We start from the raw sequence: 22,505 nt of genomic DNA on the forward strand, positions 1-22,505 counted from the left end.
TCGGCTGCGGTCGTCATCCGAAATCGGTATCGTAACGGGTCAGGCCGATTGCATCATGTAGCCCGAACACTTGAGCGGTTTCGCCAATCAAAACCACAACCGTGGCAAGCACAAGAACCGCACGCAAAAACACCGGGTACACAGGTCAATTTCCTATTATTGTATGTGTAAAATATTACAGCTTGCGGTCTGTCCGGACAATCTAGACTTCGGGCTACTCATACATACTAAAGTATGTTAATTTGGTCATTCCCGCTTGTTCTTCGCGTTCGGGATGATCTAATCAAAAAGAAACGTAAAATAATCCTTCCGGCTAGCCGTTTATATACTCGAGTAACTAGTTCGTATGGCTAAAGGCAAAAGAGGTACTTATGAACGACACCAGCACTAAAATCCGTGTTCTGATCGCAGACGACCACGGTATGATCCTGGACGTATTGTCGATGTTCCTATCTACCCAGCCGGATATGGATGTGACCACAACGACCGATCTGGACGGGGCGCTTTCCGCCATCACCGCCAATGGCGGCTATGACGTTGTCCTGTTGGATTACAATATGCCCGGCATGAATGGCACGCAGGGTCTGACCCGCGCCATCAAGATGAACAAAAAGCGCCCGGTCGCCATCCTGACCGGCACACCGACGCGCCGCATCTTGGATGAATCGCTGGCCAAGGGCGCGGCAGGCCTGGTGCCCAAGACGATGCCGGCCAAAAGCCTGGCCATCGCAATCCGCTTCATGCATGTCGGCGAAACCTATGTGCCGCTGGACCTGATGCGCGAAGACACCACGGATACTGGCGACGGCGTCGGCAAGCTCAGCGCGCGCGAAAAGACGGTTCTGGAATGTCTTGGCGAAGGCAAGCAGAACAAGGAAATCGCCAATTCGCTGCAATTGTCCGAAGCGACGATCAAGATGCATGTGAAATCTATCTGCAAAAAGCTGGGCGCAAACAACCGCACCCATGCCGTGATCACCGCGCGCGACCAGGGTTTGCTCTAAACCCCGGTTGCCGCGATTTCCCCCGCGATCCTTGGGCGTTCTTATTCAGAACGAACCCTTCATTCGGTCGCGTAAGCGGCCAATCGCGGCTTTCTTGATCTGCGATACCCGTCCTGTGGTCACTCCCAGGATCGCGGCGACTTCGTAGATGTTCATCTCTTCCACGTAATACAGTTGCAACACCAGCGCCTCGCGCTCGGGCAGTTCCGACACCGCCTTTTTCATGATGGCGCGGATTTGCTGATGCTGGGTGGCATCTTCGGGATTGACGCTGTTGTCTTCAAACAACGCCGAATGATCGGAATACACCTCGTCCAGCGACTGGGTCTTGTTGGCCTGAAACCGGGATTCCCAGTTCAGATATTCCTCGATCGGCAATTCCAGCTCTGCCGCCATTTCGTGCGGCGTCGGTTCGCGGCTCAGTTGCTGCGATAACCGGCGTTCGGCGACACGGGCCTTCTGCTGCATTGAAATCGTCGACCGGCACAGGTTTGAATTGCGCCGCAACAGATCGACAATCGCGCCCCGCACACGGATCGCCGCATAGGCGGAAAAACTGACCCCTTCCTGCACGGTATAGCGTCGGCTGGCATCAATCAGCCCCAGATACCCGGCCTGCAACAGGTCGTCGATCTCGGCAAACTGCCCTACCCGCCCCATGAAATGCCAGGCCAGCTTACGGACCAGCGGCATGTGCTCTTTGACCAGAGTGTCCGGGTCGGTTGTTTGTTGGGTATAACCCTTTTGCGCAATCATTACCGTCCTCACTCAAACTTTCGCCGCGGCGCGGTCTGATAACTGTGAAACAGCGGGGCACCCTGCGGCGCGGCGGTTTCAGACGGCGCGGCGATCCAGCCGCGCATCCAGTTGATGACCGTTTCAGCGTTGACCTGGGTCAGATTGTCGAGAATTTCCTCGCCCTCACTGACCCACGCCGTCTGCCAATTGAATTGCAAAAGACATGCCACCAGCTCGGCCGGGACCTGTTCATGTTCCGGGCTGCACAACATCAGCTGCACATCCATCCCGGACCAGCCCTGCAAAACCGATTCCAGCGTCCGGCGGCCATAGACCGTCGGCAGAACCAACACGCCCTTGTCGCCATCATGTTCGAATTTCTGTGCATATTCCCGTGCGCTGCTGGCATTATCGGGCAACAGAACAATCTGCGATCCGGGCACGTTATCGGGCAGATTACGGCCGACGCTTTCATCGACCAAAGACACCGTCAGCCCCAGCAATTCCGCCTTGGAGGCCAGGAAGGCCGCGTCAGCGCGCGCTTCCGATCCCATCACGTAAAAGGCGGGTTTTTCCTCGCCTGCATCCAGCTTGCGGGTGGCCAGCCGGATCGCCGCCAGCGCCTTTTGCCGCATATCGGGACCGGCCAGCCAAAACCGCCCTGCCCCCAGAGCTTCGGTCGGGCGGTCCGGCACCAGGCTCGACACGATGGCCTTGCTCAGCCCGATCAGTTGAAAACTGCGGTCGAAATAGTCCAGATCTTCCTTAACCGCCTCGACCACATGCGATGCCAGCGCCGGGATCGGAATATCGAAAGCCCCCAGCCCGGTCACCCGCGATTCCGGTTCAAGCCGCTCTTGTACCGGCTCCCGCGGCGGGACCTGAGCCGCGCTCAAATCGGGCCGGGTCTCCGGCACGGGGTCGCGCATCTGCTCGGGCCGCGCCTGGGGGGCCGGTTCCGGCGTGGGGCGAATAATCTCGGGCGCGGGTCCCAGATCGGTCTCAGGCTCGGGCAGCGGCGGGCTCGTCGGGTCCGAAGGCGTCATGCCTTCTGCACTCTGACGCGCCGAAGTGATCAGGGCGTCCACCTTGTCTTCTTCCAACCGCCGTTTCAAAAGCGCCTCAAAGGTCGATGGCGCAGTTTCCAGCAACGATTTGCTGTCAGCGGCAGAGGCGGTCGCGGCCTCGGTTTTCCCCGCCTCAAGCTGACCGGAATTTTCGTCTTCCTCTTCCAGAGTCGCTTCGATTTCTACCATACCGTTGCGTCTGGTGGTCGACAGGATCAGCGCATCCGGTCCCAATTGCCGGACCACTTCATCCATGGCCAAACTGCTGTCGGCAGCGCGAATGATGATGATATTGCTCATGCGATCTTCTCCTATTGACCCATGTTCGGCACGGCTTCATGGCCACCGATGGTGGACACGACTTCGATCCGGCGACCTTCGGGCAATTCATCCAGCCCCAGCACGACGCAATCCAGCGCGTGCATCCGCGTAAAGGCAGCCAATGGCCGGCGCAGGGCGCTGGCAACGATTACAATCGGGTGGCGGCCTTCGGCGGCCAGTTGTTCACTGATCTGCGACAGCCCACCGACGATTTTCTCGGCCAGCGCATTGTCGACCATCAAGGCGGCTCCGCCCTGCGGGATCGACCGCAGCAACAATTGCTCCAACTCCGGGCCCAACGTGATCAGCGGCAACGGCTGATTGACCGGCACGATCTGTTGCAGCATCTGCGGCACCAGCGACGGGCGCAGCCGTTCGGCCATTTCCATCGGTGCCATGCCCATCCCGGAAATATCCGCCAACCCTTCCAGAATGCGGCGCAGATCGCCCACCGGAATACGTTCGGTCAGAAGGTGGCGCAGAACCGATGTCAGCGTATGCAGCGGCACCAGTTTCGGCACCACGGTGTCGATCAGGGTCGGCGCCATACGCTCCAGGATATCCAGCAGTGTCTGCACGTCATCCGGCCCAATCAATTTGTCTGCATGGGCATAAATCATCTGGCTCAGATGGGTCGCCACCACAGATTCGGGTTCGACCACCACGTGATCGTCGGCTTCCGCCTCGGCCTGCTGATGCGGCATGATCCACACCGCATCCATGCCAAAGCTGGGATCTTTGCATTCGATGCCCTTCAGCTTGCGCTTGGACATGCCGCCGGGCAACGCCAGTTTACGATCAGGATAAACGCTGTCTTCGCCGACGATGGCCTGACCGATTTTCAGACGGTACTGGTTCGATTGCAGATTGAGATCGTCACGAATGCGCACCCCCGGCACCACGAAACCCATCGCCTTGGACGCGTCCCGGCGCACCCCGGTCACAGAAGACACCAGCGCGCTGCTGTCGCCACCGTCGATCAGCGGGATCAGCCCATAGCCGATCTGGATCGAAATCGGCGCGTAATCAGTGACATCCTTGGCGGTGATCGCAGCCGACGGTTTATCCGTCTCGACCTGATCCTTGCGTTCGGCAACCGCCTGTTCCTGTTCGGCATCCGCCGCCTTCTGCGCGTCGCGCTTCTTGGCAAACCAGGCCGCGCCGCCCGCCGCAGCCGCCGCGCTGAGGAACATCATGTTGGGCATGCCGGGAACCATGCCCAGAATGCCCAGAACCGCCGCCACCGGAACCCAGGCGCGCGAAATATTCATCTGCGATCCGATATGGCTGGCCATATCTGCGGTGGACGACACCCGGGTCACGATGATCGCGGTGGCAATCGACAACAGCAGCGACGGAATCTGCGCGACCAGACCATCGCCGATCGACAACAAAACATAGTTCTGCGCCGCCGCCCCGATCTCCATGCCATGTTGCATGGTGCCGATGACGATACCGCCCAGAATATTGGCCGCAAGAATGATGATACCGGCGACCGCATCGCCCTTGACGAATTTCGACGCGCCGTCCATCGCACCGTAAAAATCGGCCTCTGTGGCGACATCGGCACGGCGCTCGCGGGCTTCTTCCGAGGTCAGGATACCGGCATTCAGATCGGCGTCGATCGCCATCTGTTTGCCCGGCATCGCGTCCAGGGTGAACCGCGCCGACACTTCCGATACCCGGCCCGCACCTTTGGTGATCACCATCAGGTTGATCACCATCAGGATGACAAAAACCACGATCCCGACCGCGAAATTACCGCCGATGACAAAGGCGCCAAAGGCTTCGATCACCTTCCCGGCGGCCCCCGATCCGGATTGCCCTTCGGTCAGAACGATCCGGGTAGACGCCACGTTCAGCGCCAACCGCAACACCGTTGCGATCAGCAACACGCTGGGAAAGCTGGAAAAATCCATCGGCCGATAGGAATGCAGCGACACCATCAGCACCAGCAGCGCCAGCAGGATATTAAAGACGAAAAACACATCCAGCAGCAGCACCGGCAACGGCAGCACCATCATCGCCACCACCGCCAGAATACCGAAGGGCAAGGTCATGCCTCCGGCCCGGTTCAACATCTGGCGCGATGCGCTTGGTCCCATATTGGCGCTGAATTCAGCCATATATCTGCGTGCCTTTACATCTGTGCGGTGCGGGACGAACGCCCCTGTTGCTGAAAGGAACTGCAAATCCCGTGCCAGACCCGGCAACCAAGTTTTCTTTTCTTAACCACTTGGGAACCGACCTTGGCACGTTGCTTGCAAACCTCAGGCCAAAGCCCTGTTCGCAATCGAGGAGTACACCCGATGTCCCGTAAATCCCCTGCCCTGCCGATTATCGGCACCGCGCTGACCCTAGGCATGACAATCGCGGGCTGCGCCGGTCCGCGCAGCGCTGTGCAATCGCTGCCCTCCGCAGCGGCGCAATCGACCGAAGCACTGGCCGTGACCAAGGACAACCTCGATGCTCTGTCGGGCAAGCAGGTCGCCCCGATGAATGCCATCGGTGAAATGTTCAAACCGACCCCCGCGCCGGTGCAGATCACCGGCGTCGGCTATTCCCAGATCAGCGCCCAGCCCGGCAAGACGCTGAATGAACGCCGCCTGATGGCGATGCGGGCGGCACGGCTGGACGCGATGCGCGACCTGACCGAACAGATCCACGGGATGCAGCTCAGTTCGGACACCACCATCCGCGATTCCGTCATCCGCAGCGACACCATGCGCGGTGTCGTCGATGGCGAAATCCGTGGCGCCAAAACCCTGCGCATCATTCCCAAGGATTCCGATAGTTTTCAGGTCATTCTGGCGCTGGAACCCGACACCGTCGCCTATATCCTGCGGGCGGCCCGCGGCCAGGTGTAAACCATGAAACGTTGGCCGCTCACCCTGCTTCTGGCGCTGATCTATCTGATCGGCCTGCCGCTTGCGGCCTCCGCTCAGGCGGTCTGGGTCGAAGTGATCGGCCATGCCGTCGCCGCCAACAGCAAGGACAAGCCTGCCGCGCGACGCCGGGCGCTGGCCGATGCGCTGATCGCGGCCGGGATGGCCGGTGGCGTCAGCATGAAAGGCCATACCGTCGTGGACAAGGGCCGCGTAGTGCGCGACCTGACCATGATGCGCGCCGCCGGACGGGTGCTGCGCTATGACAATCTGGGCGAAGCCTGGGGCGGCAATACCGTACAAATCCGCCTGCGCGCGCTGGTCGCCCCGCTCGAAGGGCCGGCCTGCGGCGCCCGCCGGCATCTGGTACTGGTGACATTGCCGCCCGATATCCGCGTGTCGCCGAACGCGCCTGCCTGGGCGGCGCAGATGGGGACCGATCTGTTCAACGATGCGCTGGCGCGGCTCGACCGCAAACGCTCGGTCACTCTCGACAATGTGCTGGCGCAGGGTCAGAAACCCATTTCCAGTTCGAAAAACACCTCGATGTCCTATGCGTCGCTGACCCGGGGCGATGTCCGGCTGAAAGGCGGCGACACTCAACTGGCCACATGGTTCGACATCGACACCGAATACGGCAACGGCAAAGGCCGTCAGTTGGTGATGCGGGTGCAGATTCAGCTGATCGAAGGCACCGGCCAGGTCACCGAACGCACCCTGTCCAACGCAGTGAAACTCCCCGGCTCCGGGCCGATATCCTCTGCCTTGGGTGCCAAACGACCCAAATTACAGGCCCAACTATCCAAGGGCTTCAGCGAAATTCTCGAAGGTCTGGTCGATCTGGCCACCTGCACCCCGGTCGCGGCCCATGTGGTCCGGTCCGGCGGCAAGCTCAGCGTGCCGGTCGGCAGCCGTCAGGGCCTGACCCGTGGCGCATTGGCCTTTACCGAAAACCCCGCCTCGGATTTCGAGGCGCTGGAAATCATCAAACTGGGCCGCGACAACGCCGTGCTGCGCCCGCTCGACCCGGCGATGAAAACGTCTGTTTTCGATGGCCGCATCGTACGTTTCGTGGATGCGGGCAGATGAAGATCGCGGTTAAACCTGCCCTGACTCTGGCGCTGGCTCTGGCGCTGATCGCCACAAACGCTGCCGCCGCCCCCGATAGCGGTGCGGCTGCGGCCTATCCCAACGGCATCGGCGGGGCCGACCTGAAACATCTGCTCGACGCCGCCTTGCAGCAGCGCGGCATTTCGGCGGGCAAAAATATCTCGGCTGCCCGCAGCTTCCCGCCCTGTGATCACATTCCCAGCGTCAGCCCGTCTAACGGGTCCTGGGCGGTGATCCGGCTCAGCTGCGACGCACCGCGCGCCTGGACCCGCCACCTGCGCACCACTGCCAGCCTCAATCACAGCCCCGGCACCAGCCGCCCCGTCGCTCCCGCCAGCGATGGCCGCCAGGTCGCCACCCTCAGCCGCAGCCTGAAACGCGGTTCGGTGATCACCCAAAGCGATATTGAAATGGTCCCCGCCGGTACCGGCGTGGCGCTCGGTACCTTTAGCGATCCGGCCGATCTGATCGGCCGCCGGTTGGTGACAAATGTTGCAGAGGGACGCAAAATTCAGGCCCGGCAACTGGAACAAAATTGGCTGATCACCCGTGAAACGCCCATCGCAATCGGATTCAGCAACAGCGCAATTTCGGTCAAAATGCCTGGAATTGCGTTAGAAAACGGACAGTTAGGTGATCTTATCGAGATCAGAAACAGCTCCAGCGGTCGCGTGTTACGCGCCATCGTCGCCGGACCTCAGAAAGTTCAGATAATTGCTAAAACCCAGTGAAGCCGCGCCGTTAGTATATGCGAGAAATGACACTCATCGGACAGGAGAGAGAGCTATGGTCGATCCGATCAAAATATCGCCCAACGCCTCAGCCACACGGCCTGTTACAACTGGTGCATCAGGGGCGAAAGCTTCGCCTGCTGCGCCTCAGAAAGCTGCGTCGGTTGCGGGGGCAAATACCGACGAAGTTAAACTGAGCGCAACTGCCAGTTCAGTGCCGAGCGAGTTGAAGGCTGGACCACCGTTTGACACAGAAATGGTCAACCGCATCAAAGGCCAGTTGGCGGACGGAAATTATCCCGTCGATGTGGAAAAGATCACCGACAGTTTGTTTCAGGGCTATCTGGAACTCGCAGGCTAACCGACGAAGGACGAATTCATGACCACCGTTCAAATGATCCATCTCGGGGCCAGCGTCCTTCTTCTTGCGGCGGCTTTCGTGGTTTTGGGCTATCGCTTCAAACTGCGCAAAGCCTATGCAACGCATGACCGTTCAACGGTCGATCTGCTCGACGCTCTCGAAGACCGGCTCGACAGCCAGTTCCGGGCGCAGACCGCGCTGATCGGCGATCAGAACAAAAAAATGGCCAAAATCGCCAACCAAGTTACCACCCTCGCCGATGAACGGCTGGTGGAACAGGCGATCTCGATTGCGCGTATGGGCGGTGATCCCGAACATATCAGCACCTCGGTCGGTCTCAGTCTGGACGAAGCGCGCACCTTGCACCGCTACAGACAAAACTGATTAATTCCTTAATACCAAAGCAAAAGGGCCGGTTTTTCCGGCCCTTTTTGTGTCTTCTCCGGGTGTCATGTCCGGCCGCCCCCCCTGTGGAGAGCAACGAAAGTTAAAAATTCACTAAAAAAATGAAATTTTGTGCTAAGCTTCCCCAAATATTTTTTAAAAATTGATCAAATACTAGGGGGATGTATTTATGACCGACCTGTTTGGTATCCAAAGCCCGTTCAAGGTAAAGCTCGGATCTGACATCGACGGCACTGAGAATGACGATCACCTGAACGGCAGCTCCGGCGACGACACGATTGACGGCTTTGGCGGCGATGACACGATCAATGCCGGCAACGGTGGCGACCTGATTGATGGTGGCGACGGCGATGATTTCATCCAGACCGGCAATGGCGATGACATCGTCACCGGTGGTGAAGGCGACGATACGATCAATGGCAATGGCGGCAGTGACACCGCGATATATGCCGGCTCGGTGGCCGAATACGCTCTTTCGACCGAAAACAGCCGCATCATTGTCGATGATCTGAACACCGCCGATGGCGACGACGGCACCGACAGCCTGCACGATGTCGATTATATCCAATTCTACGATTACACCGTCGATCTGACCGGCGGCACGAATAACGCCCCGGTGGCCGTGGTCGCGGACCAGACCACCGACGAAGACAGCCCGACAGACTTCGGCATGACGCTGATTGATTTCGATGGCGACAGCGTCGTCGCCCCGTCCCTGTCTGTCAGTTCGACCAATGCGATGGATGTGACCCTGCCAGCCTCGGTCAGCGTCATCAGCGGCCCGACACCGGGCAGCACCGGACTGGGATCGGCCACCGGATTCGGTCTGCATTTCGACCCCGGCGATGGCTATCAATGGCTTGCCGCCGGTGAATCCACCACCGAAACCGTCACCGTGACCAGCACCGACGATCAGGGCGGCAGCTTCGTTCAGACTTTCGACGTCACGATAACCGGCGTCAACGATGCCCCCGAAGCCAATGATGTCGCCACCTCGGTCAGCGAAAGCGGCAACACCACGATTGCGGCCGATTTTACCGATGTCGACCTGTCCGACAATCACACATTCAGTCTTGAAACCATCGCGACCACGGGCAACGTCACCAACAATGGCGACGGAACATTTTCTTATGATACCAACGGTTTGTTCGAATATCTTGCGGTCGGGGAAACCGCGACCGACAGCTTCATCTATACCGTGGATGACGGCAATGGCGGCTCCGACAAGGGCACCGTCACCATCACCATAACGGGCGAAAATGACGATCCCGTCGCCAATGCCGTCGCCGCCGCGGTTGGCGAAGACGGCCCCGGCACGACCGTCTCGGCCGATTTCACCGACATCGACACCAGCGATAGCCACACGTTCAGCATCGACACCACCGGCACCGTCGGCAGCGTCACCGATAATGGCGACGGCACGTTCAGCTATGACCCGAACGGTCAGTTCGAAACGCTGGCCGTGGGGGAAACCGCGACCGATACGTTTACCTATACCGTCGATGACGGCAATGGCGGCAGCGATACCGCAACGGTCACCATGACCATAAACGGAGCCAATGACGATCCCGAAGCCAATGATGTCGCCGACTCGGTCGGCGAAAGCGGCAGCACCACCATCACCGCCGATTTCACCGACATCGACGCCAGCGATAGCCATACATTCAGCGTCGACACCGCGCTGACCGCCGGGACTGTCACCGATAATGGCGACGGCACGTTCGATTACGATCCGAACGGGGTCTTCAACGCGCTGAACTTCGGCGAAACCGCGACCGACACCTTCACCTACACCGTCGATGACGGCAATGGCGGCAGCGACACCGCCACGGTCACCATGACCATCATCGGCGAAAACCAATCCCCGATTGCCGGGGCGGTTTCCGACAGCGTGGTCGAAGTCAACGGTGCCCTGATCCAGATCGACCTGCGCGATTACGTCAGCGATCCGGACGGCGATAACCTGAGCTTCTCCAACATCGCGCTGGCGCGCAGCGGTACGCCAATTCCCTATAGCGTGGTCGGCGACGGGTTGATCGCGATCAACCCGGATGCGTTGCTGTCGGGCGGATTGTTCTCGAATGACAGCATTTTCCTTGGCACCGGTGAATCCATCCTCACCGGCTTCAATTTCACCGTCACCGATGACAGCGGTGCGCCCAATGCCGCCTCCACCGGGGAACTGGCGTTAACCATCAACGGGGTTAACGAACCCACGGGCGGCCCCAACACCGCGCCCACCGCCTATGAAGTCACCCGCAACGGGCTCGACGAAGCCGACGGTCAGGTCAGTATCGCGTTTTCCGATCTGGCGACTGACCCGGATGCGGGCGACACGCTCAACATCACCTCGATGACATGGGTCGACGGCGGTGGCATCACCCGCAATGTCGCCTATCTGGGCGGTACGGGCGGCGAAGGCAATGTTGCCATCGACCTGACCCAGTTCTTCCTCGAAGAAGGCGACGAGGGCCTGATCGAAATCGCCTTCACCGTGCAGGACGCCGCTGGCGAAACCGCCTCCAACACGATCACGCTGGAAATCGCCGGCGACACGCCCGGCGCCGGCAATACCCCGCCGGTCGCGGGCAATATCCCTGTCGGCGAGACCGGCATTGAGGACGTGATCGTGGACGATCCGGGTACGACGTCACTACAGATCGACCTCAGCACGCTTGTTTCCGACGCCGATGGCGACCCATTGACGATCACCGTGGATGGGTTCGTGTTCGGTTATGATCCGGCGACCGAGGCGCCGAATTACGCCACCTACAGTTTCGACAACGTCACCGGAATCGTCACCATCGACTTTGCCGATCTCGGCCTTGCCGACGGCGAAAACCAGATCGGGTCGCTGCTCTACTCGGTGACCGATGGGATCGACACGGCCCACGGGACGGTCGATTACAACTATATCGATCCTGCCGATACCGCCCCACCGGCCCAGTCGGTCTTCGATTTCGAACCGTTTTCCAGCGATTCCGGCGCCTTCGTCGCGGTCACCGTCTATGACACGATCCAATTCCGCGGCAGCGCCATCGCCTATGAAACCGATGAGCTCGTCGGCAACGGTGATGGTCGCGACGGCAGCAGCCTTTACGATGGCCTGATCAACGGTCAGACCACCCCGGGCGGCAATAACGTGCTGGCGGGCACATTCACCACGATCGAGGTGCCGGTGCTGGACGAAACCGGCGAACCGGTTCTCGACGAACGCGGCGCCCCGATCTATGAAATCGTTCTGGACGAGGAATTCAGCCTGCTCGCGGCAAACAGCACGGCCGAAATCGGTGGCGATCCGGTCCAGCTTGCAGGCTTTGCTCCGGCGGGTTTGACGCTTGCCGACTTCCCGATCGAAGACTACGGTTTTTCGACATTCGATTTCGACGGCTTGTCGCTCAACACCCTGGGGGCTGACAACGTGACGGTAACGATGACCACCTACGGGCTCTCGTTGGTCGAAACCCCGTTCAACGCATCCTTTAGCAGCTATACTCTCGAACAAACCGAACTCGACACGTTCGAATTCATCGTCAATGCCTCCGACGGTGCGGAACTGCTCGATTTCAACGCGGTGGATTTTGCCGACGACGCGGCAGGGGTCGATGATATCACCCATTTCGACGGTATCTTCGCGGTGACCTTCGCCACCGATACCGGCGTTCCGGTAGTGCTGGACGATCTCCTGATCACCCTGTGATCGCGGCGCGGGTCCGGCAACGGGTCCGCAATCCCACCGGGGGCCTTTGCCGCTCCCTTCCGGCACGCGGCTTAGTGCAATTGACGCTGCACCGTTTCGGTCAGATCGGTCAGTGAAAACGGCTTCGGCAAATAGGTCGAATTGGGGATTTCCCCCTTGTCGCTGTCCAGCGCATCCTCGGCATAGCCCGAAATGAACACCACCCGCGCCGACGGCCGCCGGGTCAGCGCCTCGCGCACCCATGTCGGACCATCCTTGCCCGGCATGATCACATCGGTCACGAACAGATCGACGCACAGATCGGGATCTTCCAGCATCTCCAGCGCCTCCTCGCCATTTTCCGCCTCAATCACGGTATAGCCGTGCAGCCTGAGCGCACGCGACGCAAAGGCGCGCACCGGCGCTTCATCTTCGACCAGCAGGACCACCGCGTCACCGCTGATCAGCGGCGTCCGGTCAGGTACGGCAACATCCGGTTTTGCCTCGACCTCTGTTTCGCTGCGGGTAAAGACCGGGAACATCAGCGTAAACGTGGTGCCGCGCCCGACTTCGCTGTCGATAAAGACATAGCCACCGCTTTGCTTGACGATGCCATAAACCATTGAAAGCCCCAGACCGGTGCCTTCACCGGGGCGTTTGGTGGTAAAAAACGGTTCGAACACCTTTTTGCGCTTATCAGCTGCAATGCCACAGCCGTCATCGGATACCTGCACCGTCAGGTATTCCCCTGCCGGGACCTGCGCCTGATCGCGTTCCATCGGTTCATCAAGACTGTGATTAAAGGCTTCGATCCGGATTTCGCCGCCGCCCGGCATCGCATCACGCGCATTGACCACCAGATTCATCAGAACCTGTTCCAATTGCCGCTTATCCGCCCGGATGGTCCAGGGTGCCGGGTCATGGCGCAGCACCAGATTGACCTTTTCCCCCACCAACCGGTTCAGCAGATGGGTCAGGTCGGCCAGCGCGTTGCGAATGTCAATTTCGACCGGGCGCAGCGTCTGCTTGCGCGAAAAGGCCAACAATTGCCCGACCAAAGCCGCGGCGCGGTTGGAATTCTGGCTGATCTGAACCAGTTCGGGATAATCCGGATCGCTGTTATCATGGCGCAGCATCAACAGGTCGCAATGACCCGATATCGCAGTCAGCAAGTTGTTGAAATCATGTGCAATACCTCCTGCCAATTCACCAATAGCCTGCATCTTCTGGCTTTGCACGAATTGCGCCTCAAGGCTCTTCAATTCGGTTGCATCATGCAAAACTGCAATCAATGCGTAGCCCTTGGCTTCCAACACCCGGTTCAGCGATATTTGCACGAACACGTCGTGATCGGACCGTTTGACCCGCAGGAATTCGGTATTATTCAACCCGCCCCCCGCCGCCGCCGAAAGCCAATCCAGGATCGGGCGGCCCAGACCTTCGACCAGCTCCGGCAGTTTCAGATCGTCCTCGTCGCCCATGCATAACAGGTCCCGCGCCAACCGGTTCGACCGCAGGATGGTGCCGTCGCTGCCCAGACGCAGCACCGCCACAGGCAAACCGTCAAAGGCGGCCTTGCCTGCTTCGATGACCTGTTCTTCGCGGATCATTGGCAGGAAATACACTTCTCTCTGAGCACCGTGATGTTCCACTTCGTGGATCAGGCAATTGCGCGGCCCGTCGACAGAAAGCGCCATGTTGAAACCGCCATCCCGCAGCGGCAGATTGGGAAAGACGCTGTTCAGCGTCCGCACCCGTTCGCCGACAAAATCGCGCGCGGCTTCGTTCATAAACAGGATCGTATTGCCGCGCCCCACCGTCAGCATCGGCAATCCCGACCCGCAACGTGCCCGCGCCGGACCCATTCCGATGTCTTCGATCCGCCACAGATATCCGCCCGACTGCAACCGATGCACATTCAGCCGGATATGCCCCTTGCGGGTCACGATATCGTCGCTGGCGGTCCTTGCGACCTTGGCCTTTTGCTGCAACCGCGTCAGAATCGCGACCGGATGGGCAAAAATATCCTGCAACACCGCCTCGATCGTTTCGGCTTCCTGCGTGTGATACTGTTGCCGCGCCGCCGGGTTCAGGTATTGCAGACGGCCCAGATCATCGGCAACAAAACTGGCCGCGGTATCATGTTCGACGAAATCGGCGATATGGGACAGCATCCGGCGTCTGGATCGTCCCCGAATCCACTGCACCAGCCCGATCATCAGCAGCGCCCACAGGACCGACGCCCCCGCCGCCGCCAGAGCCGCGCCAAGGACCGACCCGTTCATTCTCGCCGCTACAGCGAGACAGGCCAGCGCCGCAATCAGCAGCAAAATACCGGTGCCCCGGTTCCAGACCTTGCGGGGGACCGTAGGGTCCATCCTGAATAGCGATTGCAACAAGTCAGCTCTCGTTCTGATTCTTCTCCCGCATTAGGCGCTGAGAGAAATTAATCGACGATTAACCCGAAAAATTGCGATCTATAGTTGCATCACTATCCGCCCTGATCAAGCATGACAGGAAAAACCCGTCACCTTGCGGCCCCGGCAGCCAGTGTTGCAGCTGGGTCTCGGTCCAGCCGGGATGCCGCGCCAGAAAGGCCGCGATCTGGTTGTCGTTTTCATCCGCCAACAGCGAACAGGTCGCATAGGCCAAAACACCGTTTGCCGCCACCAGCCCCGCCGCCTGATCCAGAATGTCGCGCTGCAGCTCGGTCAGATGCTGCAACTGCCCGGCGCTCAGCCGCCATTTGCCATCCGGGGCCCGGCGCCAACTGCCGCTGCCCGAACAGGGCGCGTCGCACAGCACCAGATCAAAATCACCCTGCACGTCCCCGGCAGGCAGCAGCGTGACCTCGACCCCGGCCCGCGCCGCGCGGTCGGGCAGATCGCGCAACCGGCCTTCATTGACGTCATGGGCATAAAAACGCGCGTCGGCCCGCCCCGCCATCGCCAAGGTTTTGCCGCCGCCCCCGGCGCAATAATCCAGCACCCGCATGCCGTCGGTCAGTGGCAGCGCATCGACCACCGCCTGACTGGCACCGTCCTGCAATTCCACCAATCCGGTCTGAAACGCCTGTGATAGCGCCACCTTGCGGGCCCCGGTCTCGACCAACAGCGCGGTATCGGATATCTCGACCGGCCGGGTTTCTATCCCCTCGCCGCTCAGCGCGGTACGGGCCTGATCGAGATCGGTCTTGCGCAGGTTCGCCCGCAACATCACCGGCGCGCGGCTGCGCTGCGCCAGCGCCGCCGCCTCGGCCCGCTCGTCCAGACTGTCGCGCCAGATCGGTTCCAGCCAGTCGGGCAAATCCAGCGCCGCCGCCCCTTGCGGCGCCTCACCGGCCGCCATTTCCGCGTCGCTCAGCGGTTCCGGCGCATGACCCTGACCAGAAAACAACTCTGAAACTTCGATCTCTTGTGCCCGGACCAATCCGATCATCAGCCCGCGCCCGGTCATCGCTCCGCCCAGCGCGGCATAGGACCGTTTGCACCGGATCGCATCGAACACATGATCGCGGATCGCGGCGCGGTCCTTGGACCCGGCAAACCGCGACCGCCGCGCCCAGCCGGTCAGCGCCTTTTCCGCAGCCTCGCCGTCGAGCCAGCGGTCGAGGATTTCCACAGCGGCCTGAATCCGCGCGCCCGGCGTCATGGCGCGATCTTTGCGAAACCCTGCCCCGCAGGACGCAACCGGCCGAATTTTTCCGGGCTCAGCTGGTGCCCGCCGCCATAAACCAGATCACGCGCGGCAATCTCCGCCATCGCGGCGCGGCGCGTTTCCGCCCCCTGTCCCCCGTCGGTGTCATAGATCGGCGACAGCTCGGGATGCGGCAATTGCAGCAGTTCGGCATGCAGAATATCGGCGACGATCACCAAATCATCGCCGATCCGCAGCCCCATATGGCCCGGCGTGTGCCCCGGCAGGTGCCACGCCAATACCCCCGGAACGATTTCATCAGCGTCGGACACGGTACGGATACGCCCCTCATAGGCAGCGATCAGAACGCCGCCGGGCTGATCAAGCTTGCCCTGCCAGAACGCCTTTTCGGCATCCAGCATGACAATCTCGGCATTGGGGAACACCGCCCGTTCGCCATCCAGCGCGCCGCCAACATGGTCGCGGTGCAGATGGGTGAAAATGATCCGCTCGACCGCCCCGGGCGCTATGCCACGTTCGGCCAACTGTCCTGCCAGCGCTCCGGCCTTGTCCCCCATCAAAACACCACAGCCGGCATCGATCAGGATCGGCGCCGCCCCGGGCTGTTCCAGCAGGAAACAGTTGAACTCGGTCCGGATGTCCGTTTCACCCGCCGCAGCCAGAAGCGCATCCCGCTCCGCCCCGGGCAAAGCCGCAAAGACCTCAGGCGCGAAGGACATCACCCCATCGGTCAGGCATGTCACCCGTCCCGCAACGCTGTTAAATACGTGCTCCATTATCCGATCCGGTAATTCGGGCTTTCGCGGGTGATCTGCACGTCATGCACATGGCTTTCCTTCAAGCCCGATCCGGTGATCCGCACGAACTGGCAGTTCTTGCGCATCTCCGCGACCGTGGCGCAGCCGGTATAGCCCATCGCCGCGCGCAAGCCGCCGACCAGTTGGTGAATCACCGCACCCGCCGACCCCTTGTAGGGCACCTGACCTTCGATCCCTTCCGGCACCAGCTTGTCGCTGGCCGCGTCCTTCTGGAAATAGCGGTCGGCCGACCCGCGCGCCATGGCGCCAAGCGACCCCATGCCGCGATAGGATTTGAACGACCGGCCTTGGTACAGGATCACCTCACCCGGGCTTTCATCAGTGCCTGCAATCATGCTGCCAACCATGGCACAGGACGCGCCTGCCGCGATCGCCTTGGCGAAATCGCCGGAAAACTTGATACCGCCATCGGCGATGACCGGCACGTCACCCGCCGCCGATGCGCAATCCATGATCGCGGTCAGCTGCGGCACGCCGACACCGGCGACCATCCTTGTGGTACAGATCGACCCCGGCCCGATCCCGACCTTGATCGCATCGGCCCCGGCATCGATCAGCGCCCGGGTCGCATCACCAGTCGCCACGTTACCGGCAATCACCTGCACCGCGTTCGACTGCGCCTTGATCCGCTTGACGGCTTCGATCACGCCCGCGGAATGGCCATGTGCGGTATCGACGACCACGATATCCACACCGGCATCGATCAACGCCTCGGAACGGGCAAATCCCGCATCCCCGACCGACGAGGCCGCCGCGACCCGCAAACGGCCCAGATGGTCCTTGCAGGCGGTCGGGTTCAACACCGCCTGTTCGGTATCCTTCAATGTCAGCAACCCGGTCAGCCGCCCCTGCCCGTTATGCACCAGCAGCTTCTCGATCCGCCGCTCCTTCATCAGGTTCTTAGCCTGTTCCAGATCCGCCGGTTCCGCCAGCATCGCCAGGTTTTCCGCCGTCATCATCGCCTGTACCGGCGTGTCGTCGGAGGACGCGAAACGCATGTCGCGGTTGGTCAGGATGCCCAGCACCTTGCCGCTACCATCAACCACCGGGAACCCCGTGAAATTGTACCGCTCGATCAGCGCCTTGGCATCGGCCAGCGTCTGATCGGCGCGCAGCGTCACCGGGTTGTAAACGATGCCGGATTCGAACCGCTTGACCCGGCTCACTTCCATGGCCTGTTCATCCACCGTCAGGTTCTTGTGGATCACCCCCATGCCACCGGCCTGCGCTATGGCAATGGCCATGCGCGCTTCGGTCACGGTATCCATTGCCGAGCTCAGCAGCGGGATATTGAGGTCAATAGTATTGGTCACCCGGGTCCGTGTATCGGCCGTAGACGGCAGAACGCTGGACGCGGCTGGAACAAGCAGAACATCATCGAAGGTCAGGGCCTCACGAATCTCCATTTGGCATCTCCATGGACAGATCGTTTGGCGCTTCCCTATTGCATGAAAGCGACCAGGGGAAAAGGGCAAAACGGCGCATAAGGCCTGACAGCGTTTTCAGTTTGGCTTCAACTTGCCCATGCCCGATGCTTCCCAAAACCCAAAGGGAGGAACAAATGCCAAAGATTCTGTACGAAAAAACCGGACGGATCGCCCGGATCACCCTGAACCGGCCCGAAGTAATGAATGCCATCGACGATGAATTGCCCCGGTTGTTGGCGCAATGCGTGGCCCGCGCCGACGAAGACCCCGAAGTGCACCTGATGATCCTGTCCGGTGCTGGCAAGGCGTTCTGCGCCGGCTATGACCTGACCTACTACGCCGAAGGCAATGGCAGCGGCGATGTAACACAACCGATGCCCTGGGACCCGATCAAGGATTACCAGTTCATGTGGAAGAACACCCAAGCCTTCATGTCGCTGTTCCACGCGATGAAACCAGTGATTTGCAAGGTGCACGGCTTCGCGGTGGCGGGCGGGTCCGACATCGCGCTTTGCTCGGATCTCGTTTTCATGGCCGACGATGCGCAGATCGGCTACATGCCCGCCCGCGTCTGGGGCTGCCCGACCACCGCGATGTGGGTCTACCGGCTGGGCCTTGAGAAAGCCAAGCGAATGATGTTCACCGGCGACAAGATCAGCGGCAAAGAGGCCGAAGCGATGGGCCTGATCCTCAAATCTGTGCCCGCCGACCAACTGGACGACGCGGTCGAGGAAATGGCGCACCGCATGGCCTCGGTCCCGGTCAACCAACTGGCAATGCAGAAGATGGTGATCAATCAGGCGGTTGAACAGACCGGCATGATGAACACCCAGCGCCTTGCCACCGTCTTCGACGGCATCACCCGGCATTCCCCCGAAGGTATCAATTTCAAGACCCGCGCCGAAGATGTCGGCTGGAAACAGGCGGTGCATGAACGCGACAGCGGCACCTATGACTGGACCCGGAACCGTCCCATCAACGCGCCGAAATGAGGCCCGCCAAAGGGCTTGCCTCCCCCGCGCAATAAGACCAAGCTGCCCCGAAAAACGGGAAACCAGCATGGCACATGGTTATGAAAGCGGGCGGCTCGACCTGCCCTTTGTCGGCATCGCCACCTTTGGCAAACGGCCCTATCAACCCGATTGGGATGCGCTCGATACCGACGTGGCGGTGATCGGCGCGCCGTTCGATGCAGGCACGCAATGGCGGTCGGGCGCGCGGTTCGGACCGCGTGCGGTGCGCGAAGCCTCGACCCTGTTCAGCTTCGGCCATGCCGGGGCTTACGATCACGAAGACGATGCCACCTACCTGCCCGGCTCGGTGCGGATCACCGATATGGGCGACGCCGATATCGTCCATACCGACACCACCGGCAGCCATGCCAATATCGAAACCGCCGTCCGCGCGGCGCTAAAGGCCGGTGCGCTGCCGGTGGTGATCGGCGGCGATCATTCGATCAACATTCCCTGCGTAAACGCTTTCGACGATCAGGGCGATTTCCACATTCTGCAAATCGACGCCCATCTCGATTTCGTCGACGAACGCCACGGGGTCCGCTTCGGCCACGGCAACCCGATGCGCCGCGCGGCGGAAAAACCCTATGTCACCGGGCTGACCCAGGTCGGCATCCGCAACGTGTCCTCGACCGCGAAAGAAGGCTACGATGACGCCCGCGCGATGAGATCGGACATCCTGTCGGTACGTCAGGCCCGCAAACTGGGCGCCGACGGCGTGGCGGCCCGGATTCCCAAAGGTGCGCGGGTCTACATCACCGTCGATATCGACGGCTTCTGCCCCTCGATCGCGCCGGGCACCGGCACGCCCAGCCATGGCGGGTTCCTCTATTACGAGGTGCTGGAAATCCTGCAGCAAGTGGCCCGTGATCACGACGTTATCGGCCTCGACCTGGTCGAGGTGGCGCCGGATTACGACCCCACCGGATCGACCGCGATCCTCGCCGCGCAATTGCTGCTCAACACGCTGGGGTTCATCTTCCATGCCCGCGGGTTCCGCTAACGCAACACAAGGCAGCACCCGGCAGTAGATGAGCGCTGCCCGGCGGCGCAAAACGGCGCTGTTTCGGGCGGCCTGTCCTTCCCGAACCAGAAACCCGATGGGAAAAATGACGCCCCCGAACAACGAATTGCCGCTCTGCGACTCTCGCTGTGCACAACGCGCCCTATGCTGGGCCTACGCGAACAGGTCATGACCCCGATATGAACAGCAATTCCACCGATCCCCTCGTCGTTTTCACCCCTTCGGGCAAACGTGGCCGCTTTGCCAAAGGCACCCCGGTCCTGACCGCCGCGCGTCGGCTCGGCGTCGATCTCGATTCCGTCTGCGGCGGCCGTGGCATCTGTTCCAAATGTCAGATCACCCCGGCCTTTGGCGATTTTCCCAAACATGGCGTCACCGTCGAATCCGGCGCGCTGTCGGACTGGAACGCGGTCGAACAGCGCTACAAGGACAAGCGCGGACTAACCGAGGGCCGCCGACTGGGCTGTCAGGCCACCATTCAGGGCGACGTGGTCATTGATGTCCCCCCCGAAAGCCAGGTCCATAAACAGGTGGTGCGCAAAGCCGCCACCGCCCGCGCCATCGTGATGGACCCAGCCACCCGAACCTATCTCGTCGAAGCGGCCGAACCCGACATGCACGATCCCACCGGCGATCTCGAACGGCTGAAACGGGCACTTCGTGACCAATGGCAGATTGACGACCTGCGCGCCGGCCTGGCGGTGCTGAGCAAATTGCAACCAGCCCTGCGCAAGGGCGGCTGGCAAGTCACCGTGACACTGTTTCAGGATCATCGCGGCGGTCCGGCGCAATTGCTCGACATCTGGCCCGGTTTCCATGACGCGGGACTTTATGGTCTCGCCATTGATCTCGGCTCCACCACCATCGCGGCGCATCTGTGCGACCTGACCGACGGTCAGGTTCTGGCCTCCTCGGGGGTGATGAACCCGCAGATCCGCTTTGGCGAAGACCTGATGAGCCGGGTGTCTTACGCGATGATGAACCCCGGCGGTGCGGCCGACATGACCGCCGCCGTGCGCATGGCCCTGAACGGTCTGGTGCAGGGGTTGACCACCGAAAGCGGCATTGATCCGGCGCTGATCTATGAGGCGGTGCTTGTCTGCAACCCGGTCATGCATCACTTGGCTCTGGGCCTCGACCCGGTGGAACTGGGTCAGGCGCCCTTCGCGCTGGCCACTTCCGATTCCATCGCCCTGCCCGCCGCCGCTTTGGACCTGACCACACTCAACGACAGCGCACAGGTCTATATCCTGCCCTGTATCGCCGGGCATGTCGGGGCCGATGCCGCCGCCGTGGCGCTGTCCGAAGAACCGCATAAATCGAAAGACCTCGTTCTGGTCGTCGATGTCGGCACCAATGCGGAAATCCTCTTGGGTAACGAAACCCGCGTTCTGGCCTGTTCCTCGCCCACCGGCCCGGCCTTCGAAGGGGCGCAGATCAGTTCCGGCCAGCGCGCCGCGCCGGGGGCCATCGAACGCATCGAAATCGACCCGGTGACCAAGGAGCCGCGGTTCCGCATCATCGGGCTCGACATGTGGTCGGACGACCCCGGCTTTGCCGAGGCTGCCGCCGCCACCGGTATCACCGGCATCTGCGGATCGGGCATTATCGAGGCGGTGGCGGAAATGCGCATGGCGGGCCTTCTCGACGCCTCCGGCCTGATCGGGTCGACCGACCAGACCGGCACGCCCCGCTGCATCGCCGAAGGCCGCACCCATGCCTATACGATCTGGGACGGCAGCGCAGATGGCGGCCCGCTGATCACCGTCACCCAAGGTGATATCCGCGCCATCCAGCTGGCCAAATCGGCGCTCTATGCCGGGGCGCGGCTGTTGATGGATGAAATGGGTGTCGACAAGGTCGACCGCGTGGTGCTGGCCGGGGCCTTCGGCGCCCATATCAGCCCCAAACACGCGATGGTGCTCGGCATGATCCCCGACGTCGCCCTGGACAAGGTCCAAAGCGCGGGCAATGCCGCTGGCACCGGCGCGCGCATCGCTTTGTGCAACAACGCGGCGCGGGCCGAAATCGAACAGGTCGTGCATCAGATCACTAAGGTCGAAACCGCGATCGAGCCGCGCTTTCAGGACCATTTCGTCGCCGCCAGCGCGATCCCGCACGCCACCGACCCGTTCCCCGAACTGGCACAGGTCGTCACCCTGCCCGATGTCAGCTTCAACACCGGCGGCGACGGCGCGGGAAATCGACGGCGCAGGCGGCGCGGCTGATCATTTTCGCCTTTGCCATCTTGACGACGCCCGGCCC

18 protein-coding genes are annotated in these 22,505 nt (G+C 61.1%); 10 read left to right on the forward strand and 8 right to left on the reverse strand.

What is annotated here, in order from left to right; all coding sequences use genetic code 11:
• Positions 1-13: 13 nt before the first annotated feature.
• A complete protein-coding gene (locus tag VOI23_RS05885) occupies positions 14-142 on the reverse strand; it encodes a hypothetical protein (RefSeq protein WP_323782943.1) in 129 nt (42 codons plus the stop codon).
• Between the two features lie 229 nt (positions 143-371).
• Between VOI23_RS05885 and VOI23_RS05890 the strand changes: the two genes are divergently transcribed.
• Entirely contained in the window at positions 372-1,004 is a 633-nt protein-coding gene (locus VOI23_RS05890) for a response regulator transcription factor (RefSeq protein WP_323782946.1), read from the forward strand.
• 45 nt (positions 1,005-1,049) lie between these two features.
• Here VOI23_RS05890 and VOI23_RS05895 read toward each other — a convergent pair whose 3' ends face one another.
• The 3 genes from VOI23_RS05895 to flhA are packed head-to-tail and all read right to left on the reverse strand — an operon-like array spanning position 1,050 to position 5,256.
• Positions 1,050-1,760 carry a FliA/WhiG family RNA polymerase sigma factor gene (locus VOI23_RS05895; protein WP_323782949.1) on the reverse strand — a complete coding sequence of 237 codons (711 nt, stop codon included), beginning with the start codon at positions 1,758-1,760 and terminating at the stop codon, positions 1,050-1,052.
• Between the two features lie 8 nt (positions 1,761-1,768).
• Positions 1,769-3,109, reverse strand: a complete 1,341-nt coding sequence (locus VOI23_RS05900; protein ID WP_323782952.1) for a hypothetical protein — start codon at positions 3,107-3,109, stop codon at positions 1,769-1,771.
• An 11-nt stretch (positions 3,110-3,120) separates the two neighbouring features.
• Positions 3,121-5,256 carry a flagellar biosynthesis protein FlhA gene (gene flhA / locus VOI23_RS05905; protein ID WP_323782955.1) on the reverse strand — a complete coding sequence of 712 codons (2,136 nt, stop codon included), beginning with the start codon at positions 5,254-5,256 and terminating at the stop codon, positions 3,121-3,123.
• A 183-nt stretch (positions 5,257-5,439) separates the two neighbouring features.
• Between flhA and VOI23_RS05910 the strand changes: the two genes are divergently transcribed.
• From VOI23_RS05910 to VOI23_RS05935, 6 genes are all read left to right on the forward strand, one after another.
• Positions 5,440-5,997, forward strand: coding sequence for an LPP20 family lipoprotein (locus tag VOI23_RS05910; RefSeq protein WP_323782958.1), 558 nt, complete (start codon positions 5,440-5,442; stop codon positions 5,995-5,997).
• Between the two features lie 3 nt (positions 5,998-6,000).
• Positions 6,001-7,104, forward strand: a complete 1,104-nt coding sequence (locus VOI23_RS05915) for a hypothetical protein (RefSeq protein ID WP_323782961.1) — start codon at positions 6,001-6,003, stop codon at positions 7,102-7,104.
• Complete coding sequence (flgA, locus tag VOI23_RS05920) at positions 7,101-7,856, forward strand: flagellar basal body P-ring formation chaperone FlgA (RefSeq protein WP_323782963.1); 756 nt, start codon at positions 7,101-7,103, stop codon at positions 7,854-7,856. The genes VOI23_RS05915 and flgA overlap by 4 nt, the downstream gene beginning before the upstream one ends.
• 55 nt (positions 7,857-7,911) lie before the next feature.
• Positions 7,912-8,217, forward strand: coding sequence for a flagellar biosynthesis anti-sigma factor FlgM (gene flgM / locus VOI23_RS05925; RefSeq protein ID WP_323782966.1), 306 nt, complete (start codon positions 7,912-7,914; stop codon positions 8,215-8,217).
• An 18-nt stretch (positions 8,218-8,235) separates the two neighbouring features.
• A complete protein-coding gene (locus VOI23_RS05930) occupies positions 8,236-8,601 on the forward strand; it encodes a hypothetical protein (protein ID WP_323782969.1) in 366 nt (121 codons plus the stop codon).
• A 190-nt stretch (positions 8,602-8,791) separates the two neighbouring features.
• Positions 8,792-12,322: a beta strand repeat-containing protein gene (locus tag VOI23_RS05935; protein WP_323782972.1), complete on the forward strand. Its 3,531-nt coding sequence runs from the start codon at positions 8,792-8,794 to the stop codon at positions 12,320-12,322.
• A 71-nt stretch (positions 12,323-12,393) separates the two neighbouring features.
• Here the strand turns inward: VOI23_RS05935 and VOI23_RS05940 are convergent, their stop codons facing one another.
• From VOI23_RS05940 to guaB, 4 genes are all read right to left on the reverse strand, one after another.
• The gene (locus VOI23_RS05940) at positions 12,394-14,697 is read right to left on the reverse strand and encodes an ATP-binding protein (protein WP_323782975.1); all 2,304 of its coding nucleotides are present in this window, start codon (positions 14,695-14,697) and stop codon (positions 12,394-12,396) included.
• A 61-nt stretch (positions 14,698-14,758) separates the two neighbouring features.
• A complete protein-coding gene (locus tag VOI23_RS05945) occupies positions 14,759-15,952 on the reverse strand; it encodes an RsmB/NOP family class I SAM-dependent RNA methyltransferase (protein ID WP_323782978.1) in 1,194 nt (397 codons plus the stop codon).
• On the reverse strand, positions 15,949-16,734 hold the full coding sequence (locus VOI23_RS05950) for an MBL fold metallo-hydrolase (RefSeq protein WP_323782981.1): 786 nt from the start codon (positions 16,732-16,734) through the stop codon (positions 15,949-15,951). Before VOI23_RS05950 ends, VOI23_RS05945 begins: the two co-directional genes overlap by 4 nt.
• Positions 16,734-18,182, reverse strand: a complete 1,449-nt coding sequence (gene guaB, locus VOI23_RS05955; RefSeq protein WP_323782984.1) for an IMP dehydrogenase — start codon at positions 18,180-18,182, stop codon at positions 16,734-16,736. The genes VOI23_RS05950 and guaB overlap by 1 nt, the downstream gene beginning before the upstream one ends.
• 125 nt (positions 18,183-18,307) lie before the next feature.
• Between guaB and VOI23_RS05960 the strand changes: the two genes are divergently transcribed.
• The 3 genes from VOI23_RS05960 (at position 18,308) to VOI23_RS05970 (ending at position 22,468) form a co-directional block, all read left to right on the forward strand.
• Positions 18,308-19,195 carry a crotonase/enoyl-CoA hydratase family protein gene (locus VOI23_RS05960; protein WP_323782986.1) on the forward strand — a complete coding sequence of 296 codons (888 nt, stop codon included), beginning with the start codon at positions 18,308-18,310 and terminating at the stop codon, positions 19,193-19,195.
• Between the two features lie 67 nt (positions 19,196-19,262).
• The gene (gene speB / locus VOI23_RS05965; protein WP_323782989.1) at positions 19,263-20,219 is read left to right on the forward strand and encodes an agmatinase; all 957 of its coding nucleotides are present in this window, start codon (positions 19,263-19,265) and stop codon (positions 20,217-20,219) included.
• A 200-nt stretch (positions 20,220-20,419) separates the two neighbouring features.
• Positions 20,420-22,468 carry an ASKHA domain-containing protein gene (locus VOI23_RS05970; RefSeq protein WP_323782992.1) on the forward strand — a complete coding sequence of 683 codons (2,049 nt, stop codon included), beginning with the start codon at positions 20,420-20,422 and terminating at the stop codon, positions 22,466-22,468.
• Positions 22,469-22,505: the final 37 nt, after the last annotated feature.

Source organism: Thalassovita sp. (assembly GCF_034670005.1).
Lineage (GTDB): Bacteria > Pseudomonadota > Alphaproteobacteria > Rhodobacterales > Rhodobacteraceae > Thalassobius.

Coding starts and splice junctions, on each gene's coding strand:
- VOI23_RS05890 (WP_323782946.1), top strand. CDS start 372: ATGAACGACACCAGCACTAAAATCCGTGTTCTGATCGCAGACGACCAC.
- VOI23_RS05895 (WP_323782949.1), bottom strand. CDS start 1,760: ATGATTGCGCAAAAGGGTTATACCCAACAAACAACCGACCCGGACACT.
- VOI23_RS05900 (WP_323782952.1), bottom strand. CDS start 3,109: ATGAGCAATATCATCATCATTCGCGCTGCCGACAGCAGTTTGGCCATG.
- flhA (WP_323782955.1), bottom strand. CDS start 5,256: ATGGCTGAATTCAGCGCCAATATGGGACCAAGCGCATCGCGCCAGATG.
- VOI23_RS05910 (WP_323782958.1), top strand. CDS start 5,440: ATGTCCCGTAAATCCCCTGCCCTGCCGATTATCGGCACCGCGCTGACC.
- VOI23_RS05915 (WP_323782961.1), top strand. CDS start 6,001: ATGAAACGTTGGCCGCTCACCCTGCTTCTGGCGCTGATCTATCTGATC.
- flgA (WP_323782963.1), top strand. CDS start 7,101: ATGAAGATCGCGGTTAAACCTGCCCTGACTCTGGCGCTGGCTCTGGCG.
- flgM (WP_323782966.1), top strand. CDS start 7,912: ATGGTCGATCCGATCAAAATATCGCCCAACGCCTCAGCCACACGGCCT.
- VOI23_RS05930 (WP_323782969.1), top strand. CDS start 8,236: ATGACCACCGTTCAAATGATCCATCTCGGGGCCAGCGTCCTTCTTCTT.
- VOI23_RS05935 (WP_323782972.1), top strand. CDS start 8,792: ATGACCGACCTGTTTGGTATCCAAAGCCCGTTCAAGGTAAAGCTCGGA.
- VOI23_RS05945 (WP_323782978.1), bottom strand. CDS start 15,952: ATGACGCCGGGCGCGCGGATTCAGGCCGCTGTGGAAATCCTCGACCGC.
- VOI23_RS05950 (WP_323782981.1), bottom strand. CDS start 16,734: ATGGAGCACGTATTTAACAGCGTTGCGGGACGGGTGACATGCCTGACC.
- guaB (WP_323782984.1), bottom strand. CDS start 18,182: ATGGAGATTCGTGAGGCCCTGACCTTCGATGATGTTCTGCTTGTTCCA.
- VOI23_RS05960 (WP_323782986.1), top strand. CDS start 18,308: ATGCTTCCCAAAACCCAAAGGGAGGAACAAATGCCAAAGATTCTGTAC.
- speB (WP_323782989.1), top strand. CDS start 19,263: ATGGCACATGGTTATGAAAGCGGGCGGCTCGACCTGCCCTTTGTCGGC.
- VOI23_RS05970 (WP_323782992.1), top strand. CDS start 20,420: ATGAACAGCAATTCCACCGATCCCCTCGTCGTTTTCACCCCTTCGGGC.